Consider the following 21,245-nt stretch of genomic DNA (forward strand, 5'->3'; position numbering starts at 1 on the left):
GGGGTGCGGTGCATTATCGCGATTTTTTATAATTTTTCATTGACATATTGGACAAATTCATTCCACCAAGATTTGAGGAAGAAGGGGCGTTCTATTCTTTCTGCTGAAAGCATGGAAATAGTCGGTGGTTTCTTGTCAAGATAGCCTTTTCCAATCAAATCATTGTCTGTATAGGTCAATTTTCCAACAACGACACCCTTTTTTAAAGGCGTAGGATACCCTTTTTTATCGGTTGTAAAGTGGACAGTAGGTTTTTTATGATTGTATCTCCGCACAATAGTGAGTTTCTTACTTGCAACGGCAGTGACTTCATCTTTTTGACCGTTGATAATGCGAGCAGAACTTTTATCATAGGCTTTACCTTTTTTTACAAGAGTTTGGACAGTAAATTGCTGATAAATATAAGACATAAACCTAGAAGTAGCTGTGAAACGGGCGTTTTCATCTTTATCTGCATGATCGACATTGAGAAGGACTGTAATCAAACGCATGCCTCTCTGCTGGATTGTTCCGACAAAGGAAGTTCCTCCTTTATCAGAAGAACCAGTTTTTAGACCATCCACTCCAGCTCGAAAAGCCGGCATATCTTTAAGCATATGATTGGATGATGTAAGCGTCATACCTGCAAAGTTAGATGTAGCTTTTTTGGTAATTTCTAAAACTTCTGGGTAATCAAGAATTAAACGACGAGCAACAATTGCAATATCATAAGCACTCAATTTATTTTCATCATCTTTGTTTGAACCAGGATAAATATGTTCTTCTCCTAAAACAGAATTTTTAAGTCCAGAAGCATTGACAATAGTGGCATTTTTGATTCCCCATTGTTGTAATTTAGCTTTCATCAAATCCACAAATTTTTTCTCACTACCTGCGACCTTCTCAGCCAAAGCAATCGCTGGGCTATTGGCACTGGCTATTAAGGAAGTTTCTAATAGTTCTTCGATAGTGTACCGTTTTGCTTCCAACGGAACGTTACTGGCATCTGGATTAACGGTTAGTTGATAAGGATAGTCAGAAATATCCACTGGGGTTTGTAGAGTGAACTTTCCTTGATGAATGGCTTCATAGACCAAATAAGCTGTTAGCAATTTAGTAATAGAAGCAACTTCAACTGGCTGATCAGCATCTTTTTCATACAAGATTTTTCCAGTTGTAGCATCAACCGCAATAGCGTGCTTGGCGCCTACGTCAAAATTATCGGCCCAAACAGTAGGAGTTAAGATAAGTAAGAGAGTTGTTACAAGAGTAATAATAAATTTTTTCATGGTAATCCCTTTTTGTGAACTTAACATTATTGTATCATAAAAAGAGAGAGCTTCATAGAAAAGGGCGGGAAATGACAAAAGAAATGATTCGTTTTTATTTTTAAAGTAAGTTCTGGTATAATAGGTAGGACAAGTAACGAATAGAGGAAAACATGAAATTTACAGAATTTAAGTTTAAAGATTATATTCAAGAGGCATTAATAGATTTGAACTTTGTCGAGGCGACAGAAGTACAGGAAAAATTGATTCCAATCGTACTTGCGGGTCGAGATCTAGTTGGAGAGTCCAAAACAGGTTCAGGGAAAACCCACACTTTTTTATTACCGATTTTTCAAAAGATGAATGAGGATGCAGATAATGTTCAGGCTGTCATTACAGCTCCCAGTCGTGAATTAGCCACGCAGATTTATCAAGCTGCACGCCAAATTGCTACTTTCTCTGATAAGGAAATTCGAGTGGCTCATTATGTTGGGGGGACTGATAAAAATCGTCAGATTGGGAAATTGGCTTTCAGTCAGCCGCATATCGTTATTGGAACACCGGGACGTATCTATGATTTGGTGAAATCAGGTGATTTGGCTATTCATAAGGCGAATACCTTTGTAGTAGATGAAGCAGATATGACCTTGGATATGGGCTTTTTAGAAACAGTGGATAAGATTGCGTCCAGTTTGCCAAAAGAATTGCAATTTTTAGTCTTTTCAGCAACGATTCCACAAAAATTACAGCCATTTTTAAAAAAATATCTATCAAACCCTGTCATAGAGCAGATCAAGACCAAAACAGTCATCTCTGATACGATTGAAAACTGGCTGATTTCGACTAAAGGTCAGGATAAAAATGCGCAAATTTACCAAATCACTCAGCTTTTGCAGCCTTATCTAGCCATGATTTTTGTTAATACTAAAACACGAGCTGATGAGCTGCACAGTTATTTGACAGCGCAAGGACTTAAGGTCGCTAAAATTCACGGAGACGTTCCTCCGCGAGAGCGCAAACGGATTATGAATCAAGTGAAAAATCTGGAATTTGAATATATTGTGGCGACCGATCTAGCAGCAAGAGGGATTGATATTGAAGGGATCAGTCATGTTATCAATGATGCGATTCCGCAAGATTTATCTTTCTTCGTTCATCGAGTAGGCCGAACAGGTAGAAATGGGCTGCCAGGCACTGCCATTACCCTATATCAGCCAAGTGATGATTCAGATATTCGCGAGTTAGAGAAATTGGGAATTCAGTTCATTCCTAAGATGATAAAAGCTGATGAGTTTCAGGATACTTATGACCGAGATCGTCGTTCTAATCGTGAAAAACGCCAAGAAAAATTGGATACAGAGATGATTGGTTTGGTTAAAAAGAAGAAGAAAAAAATCAAACCGGGCTATAAAAAGAAAATTCAATGGGCTGTCAATGAAAAACGCCGAAAAACCAGGCGTGCTGAAAATCGAGCACGCGGTCGTGCAGAAAGAAAAGCGAAACGTCAGAGCTTTTAGTCTTAAAATTTCTTTATCACTCTCATAAATAAAAACAATTATTTTTTATAAAACGAATGTGATAGACTAGTCTTGCTAGTCTATTTTTATCGTAGTAAATAATTGGTGAATTTATAAAATTGTGATAGAATTAGACATTATTGAGAAAGAGAAGTTACAATGATTGTTACAACAGTGATTTTAGCGTCTAATTGGTATCAAGAATTGATTCAGAAAATTCCAGACGGGCAGCTTTTTAGCTGGCGATCTGTGTTTGACGGACTGCCAAGAATTATCGAAAAATTACCGACAACTTTGCTATTGACTTTTGGAGGAGCTTTTTTTGGCTTGATTTTGGCTCTCATTTTTGCGATTGTCAAAATCAATCGTGTGAAGATTTTGTATCCTCTTCAAGCCTTTTTCGTTAGCTTTCTGCGCGGGACGCCTGTGCTTGTTCAGCTCATGCTAACGTATTATGGGATTCCTTTGCTTCTGAAAGCAATCAACTTGCGATTCGGTACGGGTCTAAATATAAATGCTATTCCAGCTTATCTATTTGCAATTGTAGCTTTTGCCTTTAATGAAGCAGCTTATGCCAGCGAAACTATTCGAGCAGCGATTTTATCAGTGGATTATGGAGAGATCGAAGCGGCTCGTAGTTTGGGCATGACAAATAGGCAAGTTTATCGTCGTATCATTATCCCAAATGCAGCAGTCGTTGCTACACCGACTCTAATTAATTCTCTGATTGGTCTGACCAAAGGTACTTCTCTGGCTTTCAGTGCTGGAGTTGTGGAAATTTTTGCTCAAGCGCAGATTTTGGGCGGTGCAGATTACCGCTACTTCGAGCGCTTTATCTCGGTAGCTTTTGTCTATTGGGGCGTGAATATTGTGATTGAACTATTTGGGCGGTTTATCGAAAAGAAAATGGTGATTGAAGTGCCTGATAATCTCAATCCACAAATACGAACGAAAGGAGATGTTCGTTAATGATTCGTATTTCAAATCTCAGCAAATCCTTTTCTGGACAAATAGTTTTAAACAATCTTAGCTTAGAGATTCAAAAAGGTGAAGTAGTTGCTTTGATTGGCTCATCTGGTGCAGGGAAATCTACTTTCTTACGCAGTTTGAATTATTTAGAGCAACCAGATAGCGGAACAATTACAATTGATGATTTTACAGTTGATTTTTCCAAGATTAGCAAAGAAGAAATTCTAACTTTGAGGCGAAAGTTGGCGATGGTATTTCAACAGTTTAACCTTTTTAATCGTCGGACAGCTTTGGATAATGTCAAAGAAGGTTTGTTGGTTGTAAAAAAATTCTCAGACCAAGAAGCAACGAATCTTGCCAAAGAAGAATTGGCAAAAGTTAGTCTGTCGGATCGTGAAAATCACTATCCACATCATCTGTCAGGTGGACAAAAACAACGGGTCGCTTTGGCACGAGCTTTAGCGATGAAACCAGATGTGTTACTATTGGATGAGCCAACATCTGCCCTGGATCCTGAACTAGTAGGAGAAGTTGAAAAATCTATTGCAGATGCAGCCAAGGCTGGTCAGACCATGATTCTAGTTAGTCATGATATGTCCTTTGTCTCTCAAGTGGCAGACAAGGTACTCTTTTTGGATAAAGGACACATCATTGAAATGGGAACTCCCGAAGAAATAATGAGCCACCCTAAAGAAGAACGCACAAAAGAATTTTTTGCCAGTTACAAACGGACATATATTTGATATAATAAAAAAGAAGCTCAGTTCTTGCTAGCTGGGTTTATTTCAAGCATTTTATGTTATGTAAAAGTTAATTTGATGGGGAGAATGACATGTTATTTCGAGTTTTTATACTTTATTTAGAGAGTTTACTGATTACAGCACTATTGGTAGGGAGTTTTTTAGGATTATGGATTGGCCTTCGCGCTGTCCGGCGTGTTGATAAAACGGTCAGAGATCGACAAGCTCATCTGTATGACATGTTGCTAATCGCAGTGATGACAATTCCGATTTTATCTTTTGCTATGATGGGGATTTTACTTGTCTTAAAAGCATAATTCTTGAAAAAAAGCTCTACTAACGTTAGAATAACAGTGATTACAATAAAGGAAGTGATGATATGTACGATACAATTATTATTGGATCAGGACCAGCGGGAATGACAGCAGCTTTATATGCTGCTAGAAGTAACCTCAAAGTTGCTCTTTTGGAGAGAGGCATTCCAGGCGGGCAAATGAATAATACCTCAGATATTGAAAATTATCCTGGATATGCTAATATTAGTGGTCCAGAACTAGCAGAAAAAATGTTTGAACCGCTCGAAAAATTGGGAGTAGAGCATTTGTTTGGCTATGTTAAAAAGATTGAAGATCATGGAAATGTGAAAAAAGTATTCACAGAAGATGAAGTTTTTGAAACAAAGACTGTTATCATTGCTTCGGGAGCTTTCCACCGCCATCTTGGCGTGTTAGGAGAAGAAGAGCTCAACAGTCGTGGTGTTTCCTACTGTGCAGTTTGTGATGGTGCCTTTTTCCGTGATGAAGATTTGTTAGTAGTCGGTGGAGGCGACTCTGCAGTGGAAGAAGCTGTATTTTTGACTCGTTTTGCAAAAACGGTGACGATTATTCATCGGCGCGATGAACTCCGTGCACAAAAAGTGCTTCAAGATCGTGCATTTGCCAATGAAAAAATCCGCTTTATTTGGGCTTCAGTTGTGAAGGAAATCAAAGGAGACAAGCGTGTTAGCAGCGTTATAGTAGAAAATATCAAAACAGGTGAAATATCTGAACATGAATTTGGCGGTGTCTTCATCTATGTTGGATTAGAGCCAGTCAGTGAGTTTGTCAAAGATTTGGGCATTACCAATGAAGCTGGCTGGATTGTGACTGACAATCATATGAAAACGGCTATTTCTGGCATCTATGCCATTGGTGATGTTCGAGAAAAGAACCTTCGTCAAGTAACGACAGCTGTTGGTGACGGAGCAATCGCAGGACAAGAAGTTTATAAATATATTACAGAGAATTTTTGAGACTGGGTTCATATCCAGTCTTTTCTGATTAGCAAAAACACATCAATGCACTGATGGAGTGATAATAAGAGTGCTTCTTTGGACTTGTTCAATTCTCCTGCCTTCATAAATGACTAGTGAAATTGTCAGAATTGTGGTACAATAGAAAAGTTCACGTAAAAAGGAGACTTGTATGAGTGATAAACATTCTGAAAAAAATCAAAACAAGATGGAACGTGGTTTGCAAAATCGCCATGTGCAAATTATAGCTATCGCTGGGACTATTGGGACGGGTCTCTTTTTGGGAGCTGGACGTTCGATTAGTCTGACAGGACCGTCTATTATCCTCATTTATATGTTGACAGGTGTCTTTATGTATTTGATGATGAGGGCGATTGGAGAAATGCTGTACTATGATCCAGACCAGCATACATTTATCAATTTCATCACAAAATATCTTGGTACTGGCTGGGGTTATTTTTCTGGCTGGTCGTATTGGATCTCCCTCATTTTTATTGGTATGGCAGAAATCACGGCAGTTGCGCAATATGTCCAATTTTGGTTCCCAACTTGGCCGGCTTGGTTGATTCAAATTGTCTTCCTTGCTATTTTGAGCATGGTCAATCTGATTGCGGTACGAGTCTTTGGCGAGGTTGAATTTTGGTTTGCCATGGTTAAGATTGTAGCGATTATTGCTTTGATTGTGACAGCTATTTTTATGGTGTTGACAGGCTTTAAAACCCCAAATGGTGTAGCCAGTTTAAGTAATATCAGTCAAAATTTCCAACTTTTCCCCAATGGCTTTATGAGTTTTGTCATGGGTTTTCAAATGGTTTTCTTTGCTTATCAGGCGATTGAATTTATTGGAATTACGACTTCAGAAACAGCCAATCCTCGTCAAGTATTGCCTAAAGCAATAAAGGAAATTCCTTTACGAATTGTCTTGTTCTATGGTGGCTCACTTTTGGCAATTATGGCGATCATCCCGTGGAGAGATTTAGCAACAACAGACTCTCCTTTTGTTATCGTATTTAAGTTAGCAGGGCTTAAATGGGCGGCAGCTTTGATTAATTTTGTGGTACTGACCTCAGCCGCTTCGGCCTTGAACTCTACTTTGTATTCAACAGGACGCCATTTGTATCAAATTGCTCATGACTCGCCAAACCGCTTTCTGAATGGAATTGGTGCTGGCAAATTATCCAGACAGAACGTTCCGAAAAATGCTATTTTGACATCAGCGGTAGTGATTGCATTGGCTGCTTTTATTAAGGTTTTACCGGGAGTGTCCGATTCTTTTGTTTTGATTACAGCCTCTTCATCAGGTGTTTACATTGCTATCTACGCCCTCACTATGATTGCTCACTTGAAATACAGAAAATCAAAAGAATTTATGGCAGATGGTTATCTAATGCCAGCTTACAAATTTCTCAACCCACTCACCTTACTCTTCTTTGCTTTTGTATTTGTCACGCTCTTTTTACAAAAGTCAACTGTTGTGGGTGCTATCGGATCAGCCATCTGGATAGTTGGATTTGGAATGTACAGCCAATGGAAGTTTAAATCAAAATAAATATGTCATAAAGCTAAGAAAAATGATACGATGTTTTCAAGTTGTTTCAAGACTTTCTTAGCTTTTTATATTGGTAATGAGATTGTCAACAGGGAGAAGTTTCTGATGAAAAAAGTAATGGATAAACATTCTAATATATAATCAAACGCAATCTTATAATCACTAAAAGTTAAAAATAATTGTTTTTGCCATTCAAAGATTGACAAGATTTCCGCTTGCTCTTTTTATTTGTGGTATAATAAGTGAAAATATATCTTACAAGGAGTCATTATGTACCCAGATGATAGTTTAACTTTGCATACAGATTTGTACCAAATCAACATGATGCAAGTTTATTTTAGAAAAAATATTCACAATAAACGAGCAGTTTTTGAAGTATACTTCCGCAAAGAGCCTTTTCACAGTGGTTATTCTGTTTTTGCAGGCTTGGAACGGATGATCCATTATTTAAATCATTTGACATTTTCAGGAAGTGATATTGCCTATCTTCGTTCTCTTGGCTATGATGAAGAATTTCTAGCTTATCTAGCCAATTTAAAATTGGAATTAACAGTACGCTCTGCACAAGAGGGCGACTTGGTCTTTGCCAATGAGCCAATTGTTCAAGTAGAAGGCCCACTTGCCCAATGCCAATTAGTGGAGACAGCGTTATTAAATATTGTCAACTATCAAACTTTGGTAGCGACAAAAGCAGCCCGGATTCGCTCAGTCATTGAAGATGAGCCTTTAATGGAGTTTGGTACCCGCCGAGCACAAGAAATGGATGCAGCTATTTGGGGGACTCGTGCGGCAGTTATTGGTGGAGCAAATGGAACCAGTAATGTGCGTGCTGGAAAACTTTTTGATATTCCAGTCTTGGGAACGCATGCTCATGCGCTCGTTCAAGTCTATGGTAATGATTATGAAGCTTTCAAAGCATATGCTGAAACGCACCATGACTGTGTTTTCTTAGTGGATACCTATGATACGTTTCGTCTGGGGGTGCCAGCAGCTATTCGTGTGGCACGTGAAATGGGAGACAAAATCAATTTCCTCGGTGTACGGATTGACTCAGGTGACTTGGCTTATATTTCTAAAAAAGTCCGGCAGCAACTGGATGAAGCTGGATTCCCAAATGCGAAAATCTATGCATCAAACGACTTGGATGAAAATACAATCCTCAACTTGAAAATGCAGAAAGCCAAAATTGATGTTTGGGGCGTCGGAACGAAGCTCATCACTGCTTACGACCAGCCAGCGCTGGGAGCAGTTTACAAGATTGTGGCTATTGAAGATGAAAATGGCAATTTGCGCAATACGATCAAGCTCTCTAATAATGTGGAAAAAGTATCAACACCAGGTAAAAAACAAGTTTGGCGCATTACTAGCCGTGCAAAAGGGAAATCAGAAGGAGATTACATCACTTATGACGGTGTAGATGTCAATGCGATAACAGCATTAGAAATGTTCCATCCGACTTACACTTACATTAATAAAACTGTGACAAATTTTGATGCAGTACCTCTGTTGGTAGACATTTTTAAACAAGGTCAACTTGTGTACCAATTGCCAAACTTAACAGAAATCCAAACATATGCTCGCAAAGAGTTTGATAAGTTGTGGGATGAATACAAACGGGTTCTCAATCCACAAGATTATCCTGTGGATTTGGCACGTGATGTATGGCAAGATAAGGTGGATTTGATTGATCAAATGCGCAAAAAAGCAAGCCAAATGGGAGAAACAAAATGACCTTACAGGAAACGATTATCCAGCAATTAGGTGTGAAACCTGTCATTGATCCACAAGAAGAAATCCGTAAGTCTATTGATTTTTTAAAGGCTTATCTAAAAAAACATTCCTTTTTGAAGTCCTATGTGTTAGGAATTTCAGGTGGACAGGATTCAACATTGGCAGGACGTTTAGCACAATTGGCCATAGAAGAAATGCGAGCTGAGACTGGCGATAATAACTATCAATTTATCACAGTGCGTTTACCATATGGAGTACAGGCTGACGAAGCTGATGCCCAAAGAGCGCTCGCTTTTATCCAACCAGATGTCAGCCTTGTAGTAAATATCAAGGAATCCGCAGATGCGATGACAGCTGCTGTGGGAGCAACTGGTGCTAAGGTTTCAGACTTCAATAAAGGCAATATCAAAGCGAGGAGCCGTATGATTGCGCAGTATTCTTTAGCTGGTTCCTATAATGGGGCAGTTATTGGAACAGATCATGCTGCAGAAAATGTGACAGCTTTCTTTACGAAATTTGGTGATGGTGGTGCAGACATTCTACCACTTTATCGTCTCAATAAACGTCAAGGGAAACAGCTATTGGCTGCCTTGGGTGCGGACCCCATTCTCTATGAGAAAGTGCCGACAGCAGACCTGGAAGAAGAAAAACCAGGGATTGCAGACGAGGTTGCTCTCGGTGTTACTTACAATGAAATTGATGATTATCTGGAAGGCAAAACTGTATCAGAAGAAGCACAGGCGACTATTGAATCTTGGTGGAAAAAAGGTGAGCACAAACGTCATTTGCCAATTACCATCTTCGATAATTTTTGGAAATAAGCAGAAGAATTGTTCTAACTTACGTTTTTTAAATCCGTAGGTTATTAAAATCAGATGTAGAGCGAAAAAGTTAGGTGCGCCTAACTTTTTATTTGAAGAATTTTAAAAATAAGCTATAATAGTGTGTAGAATTAGAAGGAGGTATCTATGAATTCATTAGATCAACAATTTACAGATAAATTATATGCTAATTATGAAGCAAATGTGAAATATGCTGCAATTGAAAATGCAGTCAGTCACAATGGCTTATTAACTTCACTGGAAAAACGCAATAGCGCTGCTGAAAACAATCCTGTATTTTCAATTGATTTGACCAAAGATAAGGTCAGCAATCAAAAAGCTTCTGGTCGCTGCTGGATGTTTGCAGCACTCAATACATTTCGCCACAAAATGATTGCGGGCTTTCAATTAGAAGAATTTGAATTGTCACAAGCCCATACATTCTTCTGGGATAAATATGAAAAATCCAACTGGTTTTTAGAGCAAGTCTTAGCAACAGCTGACCAAGACTTAACAAGTCGCAAAGTGAAATTCCTCTTAGATACGCCTCAACAAGACGGCGGACAATGGGATATGGTTGTGGCACTTTTTGAAAAATATGGAGTTGTTCCAAAATCAGTTTACCCAGAATCCATTTCATCTAGCAATAGCCGTGAGCTCAACCAATATCTCAATAAATTACTCCGTCAAGATGCACAAATCTTGCGTGATTTGGTTACTAGTGGAGCAGATGCGACAGCTATTCAAGCTAAAAAAGAAGAGCTCTTGCAAGAAATCTTTAATTTCTTAGCAATGTCATTTGGACTCCCACCTTGTACTTTTGATTTTGCTTATCGTGATAAAGATAACAATTTCCACAGTGAAACTGGACTGACACCACAAGCATTTTACAAAAAATATGTGGATATTAAGCTAGATGACTATGTATCCATCATCAATGCCCCAACAGCTGACAAACCTTATGGTAAATCTTACACTGTCGAGATGTTAGGAAATGTCGTAGGAGCACGTGACGTCCGCTATTTGAATGTCGATATGAATCGTTTGAAAGAACTGGCCATTGCTCAAATGCAAGCAGGAGAAACGGTTTGGTTTGGTTCTGATGTGGGTCAATCTAGCAATCGCAAGGCTGGTGTGATGGTGAATGATATGTATGATTTTACTTCCAGCATGGATATTGAATTGATACAAGACAAAGCAGGGCGCTTGGATTACAGTGAAAGTCTCATGACTCATGCTATGGTCTTGACAGGTGTTGACTTGGACGAAAATGGCAAATCAACAAAATGGAAAGTGGAAAATTCTTGGGGTGATAAAGTTGGGAACAAAGGCTATTTTGTTGCTAGCGATGACTGGATGGACGAATACACTTATCAAATCGTTGTCCGCAAAGAATTTTTAACAACTGAAGAACTAGCGGCCTATGAAGCAGAGCCAAAAGTGCTTGCTCCGTGGGATCCAATGGGAGCTCTGGCTAGCAAATAAGAATAAAAAGAAGTAGGATAAATTTTTAAGTTTGCTTTAAAAGACTCTGTAAGAGAATGAAATAGAAAAACACGAGCAATCAAGACCAGTAAGCAACTGGATTTGAATTGTTCGTGTTTTTTAATTTTTACAAAACTCTGATTTAAAGATGTTATCTTCTAAACTGCTTGGCTTTCAGAAACTTCTTCGTTATTGATTTCGTGAAGGAGGAGTTTCCGAATTTCTACTGTTATTAGGAGAATTTGTAGACGTGGAAGCACTGGGTTCCGTACTTGATGAGGAACTGCTTGATGAAGAACTACTTGATGACTCTTGAGTAGAGCTTTCTTGACTATTTGAAGATGTAGACGATTCTTCTAAGCTAGAACTTGAAGTAGAATTATAATAATTTTGTTGATATCTATTAGTTGCATTGGCTAAAAAGACATAACTTCCGCTACGATAGAGACCGCTAGGCATCTCCCAGTCTTCTGTCCCACTTTCAGACAAGTAAGACATCATAGCACGGTAAACATCTGTTGCAACTTTCACACCGTCATCCAGAACAGGAGTGAGACGATTGGTGTAACCTGTCCACACTGCCATTGAATATTTCTGTGTATAACCAACAAATAGTTCATCTGGAGTCACAACACTTGAACCACCATAAGGTTTTGTTAGTTTCGCCAATTCATCATCAGAATAATTGGAAGTCCCTGTCTTACCGGCTTGGTAGACACCTGATATAGCTGCGTTGGTTCCTGTACCTGAAGTGAGAACTGTTTTCAGCATATTTGTCATCATGTACGCAGTTGTTTCTTTCATTGCGGTTGTGCCTTGATTAGCGAAGTTTTTTGAAGTTCCGTCACTAAAGACAACACGGCTGACGTATTGAGGTTTATAATAAGTTCCTCCATTTGCAAAAGCAGCATAGGCAGCAGCCATTTTTTCACTGCTGGCACCATATTTCTTATCTGATTTTGTGGTATTACTTGAAATGGCATTTGCATAGACCATATCTGGATAATCAATGCCAAGTCCATTAAGGAATTTCTTTGATTTGCTGAGACCAACAGCTTCTAATGTTTTGACAGCTGGGACGTTCCGAGATTCCTGAAGTGCATACTGAATGGTGATGTTTCCGAAATACCGCATATCCCAGTTGTAAACCGGAGTAGTTGTTCCAGGATAATGATAAGGGGTATCGCTAATATAAGCAGCTGTCGAAGTGTAAACTCCGTTTTCAATGGCTGGAGCATAATCGGTGATTGGTTTCATGGTTGAACCCCAGTCACGATTGGTTTCAACGGCTTGATTGGTACCAAAAGAAACATTTGAAGTTTGATTTCGAGCTCCTAGTTGAGCAATCACCTTGCCATTTGTAACATCCATAATCGTAGAAGCTACTTGCAGTTCATTATCTGGATAGGCAACATATTCATTGCTATTATAAATGTTCCAAAGGCGTTCTTGAACAACTCTATTGACGTTAGTATAGACTTCCATTCCTGTCGTCAGCAAGTTATAGCCAGTTTCTTGCTGAACTTGCTCAATTACTTGTTTTAAGTAATTGTCCATGTAAGCCGGATAAGAAGCAGAATTTTTTAAGCTTTGCAGACCATCGGTAATGGGGGTGTTGACTGCCTTTTCATATTGCTCAGCAGAGATGTATTTGAGTTTATACATTTCTGATAAGACAAGATTCCGACGATTTTTAGCAGCCTCTGGTTGTGTATAGGGATCGTATTGATTTGGTGCTTGAGGCATCCCTGCCAATAAAGCAGTTTGAGCCAAGCTCAAATCTTTCAAATCTTTGCCGTAATAACTTTTAGCAGCTGTTTGCATACCGTAGTTACCATTTGACATATAGACCTTGTTTACATAATAAGTAATGATTTCTTGCTTAGTGGCTTTGCGCTCCAGCTGGACTGCTAACCAGGCTTCTTGGATTTTACGTGATAGCGTTTGATCGGCAGTTGAGGTAGAGAAATAAGTCAACTTAATCAATTGTTGTGTCAGAGTGGAGCCGCCTTGCCGATTTCCTTTGCGCAAGTTATTTAAAAAAGCACCTAAAATACGAACAGAATCCACACCACGATGGTTGAAGAAACGGTGATCTTCAATTGCAACGATAGCTTGAACTAAACCAGTTGGAATATTACTTGTTGCTGCGTTTACTCTTTTTTCAGAGCCTAAGTCAGCAATAAGATTGTTTTCACTATCATAGATTTTACTGGAAGTTGTAGCAACTAGTTTCTTTTCTGACAAGGCGGGCGCCTTGTGAACTTGATAGAGAAAGATTCCTCCGCCAGCAACAACTCCTAGAAGAAATAACGAGATGAGACCGATAGCAGCATATTTAGCAGCTGTCAGTAAAGATTGCTTATTCATTTATTTTACCACCTAGTAAGTTTTGTTGAATGATTTCAAGATACGGAATGCTAGGAAGTCCATTCTGTGAAATAGAATATCCATGTTGTTGAATGTAATCAAGTGGCATGGATTTTGTCCCTTTGTCAATCTTGAAGAAGTTAATCAGATAAGGAGCAGGAAGCAAATACGTCAGTTTTAAGGCTGAAAAGTGCAATAAAACGAAACAAATTCCTCCTTGTTTGACGACTTGTTCCATGTGTTCGATTTGATGCGCATGAAAATTTTTCATAGGCATAGAAGCCTTTTGACGAGTTTCTTTTGCTTCAAAATCTATGTAACGCCCCTGGTAGACACCAGAATAGTCTGTTGTAGAGGCTTGTCGAAAGTAGGCTTCTACAATTTTTGCCCGACTACGCCTAGGATAATCCACTTTTACGATTTGAATAGGTGTCGGTTTTTTGTGAATGACCGCCAACCCATGACTAAGATAATAATCATTTGTTTCATTGATCATTTTTTCAAAAGACATTCCTCGATTGGCAAAATCAACTGATTTCTTTTTAGGAAATTTCAATGAGTTGCGCGAGGAAACTTTATGTGGATAGTTGACCATATATCTCCTTATTGGTACAATAACATCACTCTATTATAACATAAAAAAGGAAATAAAGGGATAATTTAAGTGGTTAGTATATTAGTAGTGGGCTATCGAAATTTTGATCTGGGAATTTTTGATGAAAAAGATCCTCGAATCAAGATTATTAAAAAAGTGATTCAACGTGATTTGACTCGATTATTGGAACAAGGAGTGGAATGGCTGATTTTCACTGGAAATTTAGGCTTTGAAGTTTGGGTACTAGAAGTTGCAAAAGAATTACAGCAAAACTACGATTTTCAAATGGCAACAATTTTCACTTTTGAGAATCAGGGGGAAAATTGGAATGAAGTCAATCAAGAAAAATTAAACCATTTCAAACAGGTGGACTTTGTAAAATATGCTTATCCGCATTATGAAAACCCGAGTCAATTTCGTGACTACAACCATTTTCTACTCAACAATACAGATGGTGCCTATATTTTTTACGATGAAGAAAATGAGACGAATTTGAAATATCTTTATCAAATGATGAAAAGTCAAGAACAATATTCTATCAAAAAATTAACATTTGATGACTTGAACGAAGTCGCAGAAAATTTTTCCGAAAATTAGATGTTTAATCTTGATTTTTGCGGTTCATTTTTTATATAATTAAAGTAATGAACGAGAATGGAGAGAGAAATGGCAAGTATTATTTACACACCGAAAGATATTTTTGATCAAGATTTTAAAGTTGGCGTCCGAGGTTATAGTAAAGTAGAAGTAGATGAATTTTTAGATGATGTCATTAAAGATTACGAAACGTATGCTGCTTTGGTAAAGGAACTGCGTGAAGAAAATGCTCGTTTGAAAGCAGAACTCGCTAAAAAGTCAAATGAGGCGACAACTTCACCTTTGACGCAATCTATCATGGAAACCCCTCAAGTGGCATCTGCTACGCTGACAAATTTTGATATTTTAAAACGCTTAAATCGTTTGGAAAAAGAAGTATTCGGCAAGCAAATCTTAAATAACGAAATTTAATAAGTAATGTGCAATTTTTGGATAATCGCGTGAGAATATTTTATTTTCATGAGGAAAGTCCATGCTAGCACGGGCTGTGATGCCCGTAGTGTTTGTGCTAGGTGAAACAATAAGCCTAGGGACGGAAGTATCCGTTACGGCGACTGAAATGGCTAAGTCTTTGATAAGTCAAAATAGGTCTGAAAGTGCCACAGTGACGTAGTTTTTGTGGAAACACAAGAAGTGGAACGCGGTAAACCCCTCAAGCTAGCAACCCAAACTTTGGTCGGGGCACGGAATGCGTGGAAACGAACGCAGCATTCTGACTGGAAACAGTAGACAGATGATTATCGAAGGAAATGATACCTAGTTATTTCTGGAACAAAACATGGCTTATAGAAAGTTGCATATAGGTTTAGCTAGCGTATTATGCTAGCTTTTATTTTGAGAGGGTAAATGAAAACAAAATTTAAGTTGATTGCGACTGCTGCGGCTGGTTTAGAGGCTGTAGTTGGTCGTGAAATCAGAAATCTTGGCTTAGAATGTCAAGTGGAAAATGGACGTGTTCGATTTGAAGGAACTGTCGAGACCATTATTGAATCCAATCTCTGGTTGCGTGCAGCAGACCGTATTAAAATTGTTGTTGGCAACTTTCCAGCTAAGACTTTTGAGGAATTATTTCAGGGGATTTTTGCTTTAGATTGGGAAAACTACCTGCCACTTGGGGCAAAATTTCCAATTGCTAAGGCAAAATGTGTCAAATCAAAACTCCACAATGAACCAAGTGTGCAAGCTATTTCTAAAAAAGCAGTAGTCAAAAAGTTGCAAAAGCACTATGCTCGACCAGAGGGTGTCCCCCTAATGGAAAATGGAGCTGAGTTTAAAATTGAAGTTTCTATCTTGAAAGATGTAGCGACTGTTTTGATTGACACGACAGGCTCTAGCCTTTTTAAACGTGGCTATCGGACTGAAAAAGGTGGCGCGCCCATTAAAGAAAATATGGCGGCTGCAATTTTACTCTTATCCAATTGGTATCCAGATAAACCTCTGATTGATCCGACTTGTGGTTCAGGAACTTTTTGTATTGAAGCAGCTATGATTGGCATGAATATGGCGCCGGGGCTTCATCGCCATTTTGCATTTGAAGAATGGAATTGGGTTGACTCAGACTTGGTTGGTTGTGTTCGCGCTAGATCTTTAGGGCAGATTAAGCAAGATATTCAGTTGGATATTTTAGGAACTGATATTGATGCGCGGATGGTAGAGATTGCCAAGCGAAATGCTGAAGAAGCAGGTGTTTCTGAGCAGATTGTTTTTAAGCAAATGCGTTTGCAAGATTTGCACACCAACAAGATAAATGGTGTCATTATTTCCAATCCACCCTATGGAGAGCGATTGTTGAATGATGATGCTGTGACCAAACTTTATCAAGAAATGGGACAGACTTTTGCACTACTAAAGACGTGGAGTAAATTTATCTTAACTAGTGATGAAACATTTGAAACAAAATTTGGTAGTCAAGCCGATAAAAAACGTAAACTCTATAACGGGACTTTAAAAGTAGATTTATATCAATATTTTGGCCAGAGAGTCAAGCGCCGGATAGATTAGAAAGGATTTGCCGTGAGTAAAGACGAAAAATATTTGTCAGAACAAGAAGAATCAATTCTTGATTTTGAAACAGCTAAAGAAATGACAATTGGTCAGGCTGCTCGAAAAAGCGAAGAGCTTGAAGCAGGGGTGACGGAAGAGGATAATGTGCTGGATAAATACATTAAACAACACCGTCAAGAAATTGAAGCTGGAAAATTTTCGGCTCAATCTGCAGAGACAGCGTCTGAAGTAGAGGGACAGGAACAACTGAGTCAGTTAGATTTGGCAGAATTTATCCGAGAGATGCACGAGGGTGTTCAAGAGGAAGAAGTCTTAGAAGCTGCGGATGTAGCGTCTGAGGAGTCTGCCTTTGATGAAACGGTCGCTGCACTTGCAGCCAGCGAAGCAGAGCCGCAGGAAACTTTGGAAAAAAACAGCACACAGATTTCGGAGGAATCAGAGGCTGAGACGAAAGTAATGGAAGCAATTCAGCCTGAAATGGACAACATTCCTGTGAGCTCAACTGAGACAATGGAAAGTTTTTCAACTTTTACAGTATCTGATGAAGAAATGGAAACAGGGAACGTTCCATTTTATAAAAATAAGAAAGTCCTGTATTCTGCAGCAAGTGTAGCTTTACTGGCTTTAATCGGTGGGACTGTTTATCTGTCTTTGAATAGAAAGCAAGCAAAACCAGTTACAAATTCAACAAGCCAAACAAGTAAATCTTCTACTACTTCTAGCTCTGAAAATAAGGATTTGAAGGCTTTCAACAGTCTTTATGATTCATTCTTTACGGATGCAAATAAATTAGCTTTGAAAAATAGTAGTTTTGGCAATGTAGATAAATTGAAAGCAGCATTAGAAAAGTTAAAGAATACAAAGGAATACAATGTTGCTAAGGAAAAATACGACAGCTTGCTCAAACAAGTTGAAGCTGTAAAAACTGTGAATGCACAGTTTACTTCAGTAGCCATTACAGATGGTATTTTAGATACTAAAGCAAAAATTAAAAATGATGCTAAATTTACAGATATTACAACAGGAAATACAGATTTGGATAAAGTCTTGAAAGCTGCTATCAGTCTAGGAAAGAGCCAGCAATCAGCGATTTCTGCTCCTAAATCTGAGACCGCCACTACACCGTCTCAAAGTCCGGCACAAACTCAAACGCCGAAAACTGAGGCACCAGCAGCTACTCCAGCCACACCAGCTTCTGATCCAACTTTACAGCGACATTTAAGTCGAGTCCCGTACGACCAAGCAAAAATCAATGATGCTAGTAATCCTTCTTGGAATTTCAATCCTGGTGTGTTAGAGAAAATCTTAGCAACCTCACGGGAACGTGGATATTTCACGGGAGATGATTATATTCTTGAACGTGTGAATATTATCAATGGAAATGGTTATTACAATCTATTTAGAACAGACGGAACGTATCTCTTTAGTATCAACTGTAAAACTGGCTATTTTGTAGGAAATGGCGCGGGTTATGCAGATGCTTTAGATTATTAGGAAACGTTTTCAAGCAAATTATTAGACTCTAAAAACCTTATACGCTATAATAAAACGTATAAGGTTTTTATTTTATAATTAAACTATTTTTGGAGGTAATCCTTATGTCACTTATTGGTAAAGAAATTGTCGAGTTTACAGCAGATGCTTATCATGCTGGAAATGGGAAGTTTATCACAGTTTCTAGCGAAGATTTAAAAGGTCATTGGAGCGTTGTTTGCTTCTATCCTGCTGATTTTTCATTTGTTTGCCCGACTGAGTTGGAAGATTTGCAAGAGCAGTATGCAGCTCTTAAAAAGTTAGGTGTAGAAGTATATTCTGTTTCAACAGATACCCATTTTACACACAAAGCTTGGCATGATCATTCAGATGCCATCGGAAAACTTGAATACATCATGATTGGCGATCCATCTCATACCATTTCACTTGGTTTTGATGTGTTAGATGAAAGTGGATTGTCTCAACGTGGTACTTTTATCATTGACCCAGATGGAGTTGTACAAGCACTTGAAATCAATGCAGACGGTGTTGGGCGTGATGCTTCTGTCTTGATTGACAAAATCCATGCTGCACAATATGTTCGGAGTCATCCAGGTGAAGTTTGCCCAGCTAAATGGAAAGAAGGAATTGAAACACTTACACCAAGTCTTGATTTAGTTGGTAAAATTTAAGGAGGCTTCTTATGGCTTTAGATGAAACAATTAAAGCGCAACTTAAGCAGTATTTGGAGCTTCTAGAATCTGATGTTGTGTTTCAGGCTTCTTTAGGTCAAGATGAGCGTTCTGAGCAGGTACGAGCTTTTTTAGAGGAAATCGTAGCGATGTCTCCACGTTTATCACTGGAAAATACAGAAACTAATCGCCAACCAAGTTTTACTGTTACACAAGTTGGTCAAGCAGGGCGTGTGCAGTTTGCAGGACTTCCCTTGGGACATGAATTTACATCTTTTGTTCTTGCTTTGCTACAAGTCTCTGGTCGCGCACCCAAAGTAGAAGATGCTGTTATAAACCGAATTCAGGCTATCCAATCCCCGCTTCATTTTGAAACTTATGTCAGCTTAACCTGTCATAATTGTCCAGACGTTGTGCAAGCTCTCAATGTGATGGCTATTTTGAATCCTAATATCAGCCACACAATGGTTGAAGGAGGCATGTTTAGACAAGAAGTTGAAGATAAAAAGATCATGGCTGTTCCAACGGTTTTCCTGAATGGTGAAGAATTTGCGAATGGTCGTATGACAATTGAGCAACTGCTTGATAAGATTTCTGGACCTGCTTCAAGTGAGGAATTTGACAATAAAGAACCATTTGATGTGTTGGTTGTTGGAGGCGGACCTGCAGGGAGCAGTGCAGCGATTTATGCCGCTCGTAAAGGCATTCGTACTGGTATGGTCGTTGAAACTTTTGGTGGACAGGTGATGGAGACCGTTGGTATTGAAAATATGATTGGTACTCCTTATACAGAAGGACCTAAGCTGATGGCGCAAGTAGAAGAACATGCAAAAAAATATCCAATTGATATCATGAAGAACCAACGTGTTAAAAACATCGAGAAAAAGGATTTGATTGAAGTGGAACTTGAAAATGGAGCTGTTCTGAAAGCGAAAACGGCAGTTCTTTCTGTTGGTGCTCGCTGGCGAAATGTCAATGTTCCTGGTGAAGAAGAATTCCGAACCAAAGGTGTAACTAATTGTCCACATTGTGACGGTCCTATTTTCACAGGTAAAAAAGTGGCTGTTATCGGTGGAGGTAATTCTGGAATTGAAGCAGCAATTGACTTAGCTGGTCTGGCAGAGCATGTTTATGTATTAGAATTTCTACCAACTTTGAAAGCTGATCAAGTGTTGCAAGACCGCGTGCATCAACTTGAAAACGTGACGGTTCTAACCAATGTAGCAACAAAAGAAATTCATGGTTCCGATCAAGTTGAAGCTATTACTTATCTCGATCGTGCGAATAATGAAGAACATAAAATTGAGCTCAGTGGTGTCTTTGTTCAAATCGGTCTTTTGCCAAATACAGACTGGCTTAAGAATAGCTCAGTGGCTTTAAATGAGCGTGGTGAAATCATTGTTGACAAACATGGTGCTACAAATGTGCCAGGAATTTTTGCAGCAGGTGATTGTACAGATAGCGCTTATAAACAAATCATTATTTCAATGGGCTCAGGAGCGACGGCAGCTTTGGGAGCATTTGATTATTTGATTCGTCAATAAAAAAGAAAACGAGCAGGAGAATTTGCATTTCCTGTCCGTTTTTTTATTTTATACAAGATGCCGCTCAAAAGGATCGTCAGAGATCCCTTGAGCTAAAATTAACTTGCACCATTCTTTGGCAGAAAAGAGACTGTGGTCTTTGTAATTTCCACAGGATTCAATGCTTGTTCCGGGAACATCAGTCCAGGTGGTTTCTCCAGCAATTTCCTCTAAAGAGGCTTTTATGACTTTGGCAATTTCGGTTGTACTATGTCGTCCCCACATAATCATGTGAAAGCCAGTACGACAGCCAAAAGGTGAGCAGTCAATCATACCGTCAATCCGAGTGCGGATGAGCTTTGCTAGGAGATGCTCAATTGTGTGTAGTCCAGCGGTTGGGATAGAATCCTCGTTAGGTTGAACCAGACGAATATCAAAATTCGAGATAACGTCACCTTTTGGACCGATTTCTTCGCCAATCAAACGTACATAAGGGGCTTTGACAATCGTGTGGTCTAACTCAAAACTTTCAACAATGACTTCTTTGACCATAAAATAGAACTCCTTTTGCTTTTACTAAATTATAGCATATTTTACCTTAATAAAGAAAAATTTATTTTTTTAAGAAACCTTGGCTGAGA

At 38.8% G+C, this 21,245-nt stretch carries 19 protein-coding genes and 1 other RNA gene; 16 read left to right on the top strand and 4 right to left on the bottom strand.

The genetic code is table 11. The features are described from left to right. Positions 1-26: 26 nt before the first annotated feature. On the bottom strand, positions 27-1,268 hold the full coding sequence (pbp3, locus tag H8787_RS03260; protein ID WP_187328219.1) for a D-alanyl-D-alanine carboxypeptidase PBP3: 1,242 nt from the start codon (positions 1,266-1,268) through the stop codon (positions 27-29). Positions 1,269-1,420: 152 nt separating this feature from the next. Between pbp3 and H8787_RS03265 the strand changes: the two genes are divergently transcribed. From H8787_RS03265 to pepC, 9 genes are all read left to right on the top strand, one after another. After that, on the top strand, positions 1,421-2,764 hold the full coding sequence (locus H8787_RS03265) for a DEAD/DEAH box helicase (protein ID WP_187328220.1): 1,344 nt from the start codon (positions 1,421-1,423) through the stop codon (positions 2,762-2,764). 159 nt (positions 2,765-2,923) lie between these two features. Next, a complete protein-coding gene (locus H8787_RS03270; protein WP_003070284.1) occupies positions 2,924-3,733 on the top strand; it encodes an amino acid ABC transporter permease in 810 nt (269 codons plus the stop codon). After that, a complete protein-coding gene (locus H8787_RS03275; RefSeq protein ID WP_049476974.1) occupies positions 3,733-4,476 on the top strand; it encodes an amino acid ABC transporter ATP-binding protein in 744 nt (247 codons plus the stop codon). Before H8787_RS03270 ends, H8787_RS03275 begins: the two co-directional genes overlap by 1 nt. 89 nt (positions 4,477-4,565) lie before the next feature. After that, positions 4,566-4,790, top strand: a complete 225-nt coding sequence (locus tag H8787_RS03280; RefSeq protein ID WP_003070280.1) for a DUF4059 family protein — start codon at positions 4,566-4,568, stop codon at positions 4,788-4,790. Positions 4,791-4,852: 62 nt separating this feature from the next. Then, positions 4,853-5,764 (top strand): thioredoxin-disulfide reductase, encoded by a 912-nt coding sequence (gene trxB, locus H8787_RS03285; protein ID WP_187328221.1) that lies wholly within the window; start codon positions 4,853-4,855, stop codon positions 5,762-5,764. 172 nt (positions 5,765-5,936) lie between these two features. After that, a complete protein-coding gene (locus H8787_RS03290; protein WP_187328222.1) occupies positions 5,937-7,313 on the top strand; it encodes an amino acid permease in 1,377 nt (458 codons plus the stop codon). 270 nt (positions 7,314-7,583) lie between these two features. After that, positions 7,584-9,044 (top strand): nicotinate phosphoribosyltransferase, encoded by a 1,461-nt coding sequence (locus tag H8787_RS03295; RefSeq protein WP_187328223.1) that lies wholly within the window; start codon positions 7,584-7,586, stop codon positions 9,042-9,044. Continuing rightward, the gene (gene nadE, locus H8787_RS03300) at positions 9,041-9,865 is read left to right on the top strand and encodes an ammonia-dependent NAD(+) synthetase (RefSeq protein WP_187328224.1); all 825 of its coding nucleotides are present in this window, start codon (positions 9,041-9,043) and stop codon (positions 9,863-9,865) included. Before H8787_RS03295 ends, nadE begins: the two co-directional genes overlap by 4 nt. A gap of 147 nt (positions 9,866-10,012) precedes the next feature. Then, positions 10,013-11,350, top strand: coding sequence for an aminopeptidase C (pepC, locus tag H8787_RS03305; RefSeq protein WP_187328225.1), 1,338 nt, complete (start codon positions 10,013-10,015; stop codon positions 11,348-11,350). 189 nt (positions 11,351-11,539) lie between these two features. On the opposite strand, the gene pbp1a is transcribed toward pepC, so the two are convergent. Together pbp1a and recU are read right to left on the bottom strand one after the other, a co-directional pair. After that, the gene (pbp1a, locus tag H8787_RS03310) at positions 11,540-13,720 is read right to left on the bottom strand and encodes a penicillin-binding protein PBP1A (protein ID WP_187328226.1); all 2,181 of its coding nucleotides are present in this window, start codon (positions 13,718-13,720) and stop codon (positions 11,540-11,542) included. Further along, positions 13,713-14,315, bottom strand: coding sequence for a Holliday junction resolvase RecU (recU, locus tag H8787_RS03315; protein WP_003070265.1), 603 nt, complete (start codon positions 14,313-14,315; stop codon positions 13,713-13,715). The genes pbp1a and recU overlap by 8 nt, the downstream gene beginning before the upstream one ends. 69 nt (positions 14,316-14,384) lie before the next feature. Between recU and H8787_RS03320 the strand changes: the two genes are divergently transcribed. The 7 genes from H8787_RS03320 to ahpF all read left to right on the top strand — a co-directional run bounded on the left by H8787_RS03320 (position 14,385) and on the right by ahpF (position 20,625). Next, on the top strand, positions 14,385-14,912 hold the full coding sequence (locus tag H8787_RS03320) for a DUF1273 domain-containing protein (RefSeq protein ID WP_187328227.1): 528 nt from the start codon (positions 14,385-14,387) through the stop codon (positions 14,910-14,912). Between the two features lie 69 nt (positions 14,913-14,981). Then, positions 14,982-15,323 (top strand): cell division regulator GpsB, encoded by a 342-nt coding sequence (gpsB, locus tag H8787_RS03325; protein WP_106383710.1) that lies wholly within the window; start codon positions 14,982-14,984, stop codon positions 15,321-15,323. Positions 15,324-15,336: 13 nt separating this feature from the next. Continuing rightward, positions 15,337-15,703, top strand: an RNA gene (gene rnpB, locus H8787_RS03330) — RNase P RNA component class B. A 55-nt stretch (positions 15,704-15,758) separates the two neighbouring features. Continuing rightward, a complete protein-coding gene (locus tag H8787_RS03335; protein ID WP_187328228.1) occupies positions 15,759-16,913 on the top strand; it encodes a class I SAM-dependent RNA methyltransferase in 1,155 nt (384 codons plus the stop codon). Between the two features lie 12 nt (positions 16,914-16,925). Next, entirely contained in the window at positions 16,926-18,410 is a 1,485-nt protein-coding gene (locus H8787_RS03340) for a cell division site-positioning protein MapZ family protein (protein ID WP_187328229.1), read from the top strand. Between the two features lie 104 nt (positions 18,411-18,514). Further along, a complete protein-coding gene (gene ahpC, locus H8787_RS03345) occupies positions 18,515-19,081 on the top strand; it encodes an alkyl hydroperoxide reductase subunit C (protein WP_037597732.1) in 567 nt (188 codons plus the stop codon). Between the two features lie 11 nt (positions 19,082-19,092). Next, entirely contained in the window at positions 19,093-20,625 is a 1,533-nt protein-coding gene (gene ahpF / locus H8787_RS03350) for an alkyl hydroperoxide reductase subunit F (protein ID WP_049533524.1), read from the top strand. Positions 20,626-20,673: 48 nt separating this feature from the next. Here ahpF and H8787_RS03355 read toward each other — a convergent pair whose 3' ends face one another. Further along, positions 20,674-21,156: an S-ribosylhomocysteine lyase gene (locus H8787_RS03355; RefSeq protein WP_003070253.1), complete on the bottom strand. Its 483-nt coding sequence runs from the start codon at positions 21,154-21,156 to the stop codon at positions 20,674-20,676. Between the last annotated feature and the right edge of the window lie 89 nt (positions 21,157-21,245).

This window comes from Streptococcus sp. NSJ-72 (genome assembly GCF_014334035.1).
GTDB lineage: Bacteria > Bacillota > Bacilli > Lactobacillales > Streptococcaceae > Streptococcus > Streptococcus constellatus.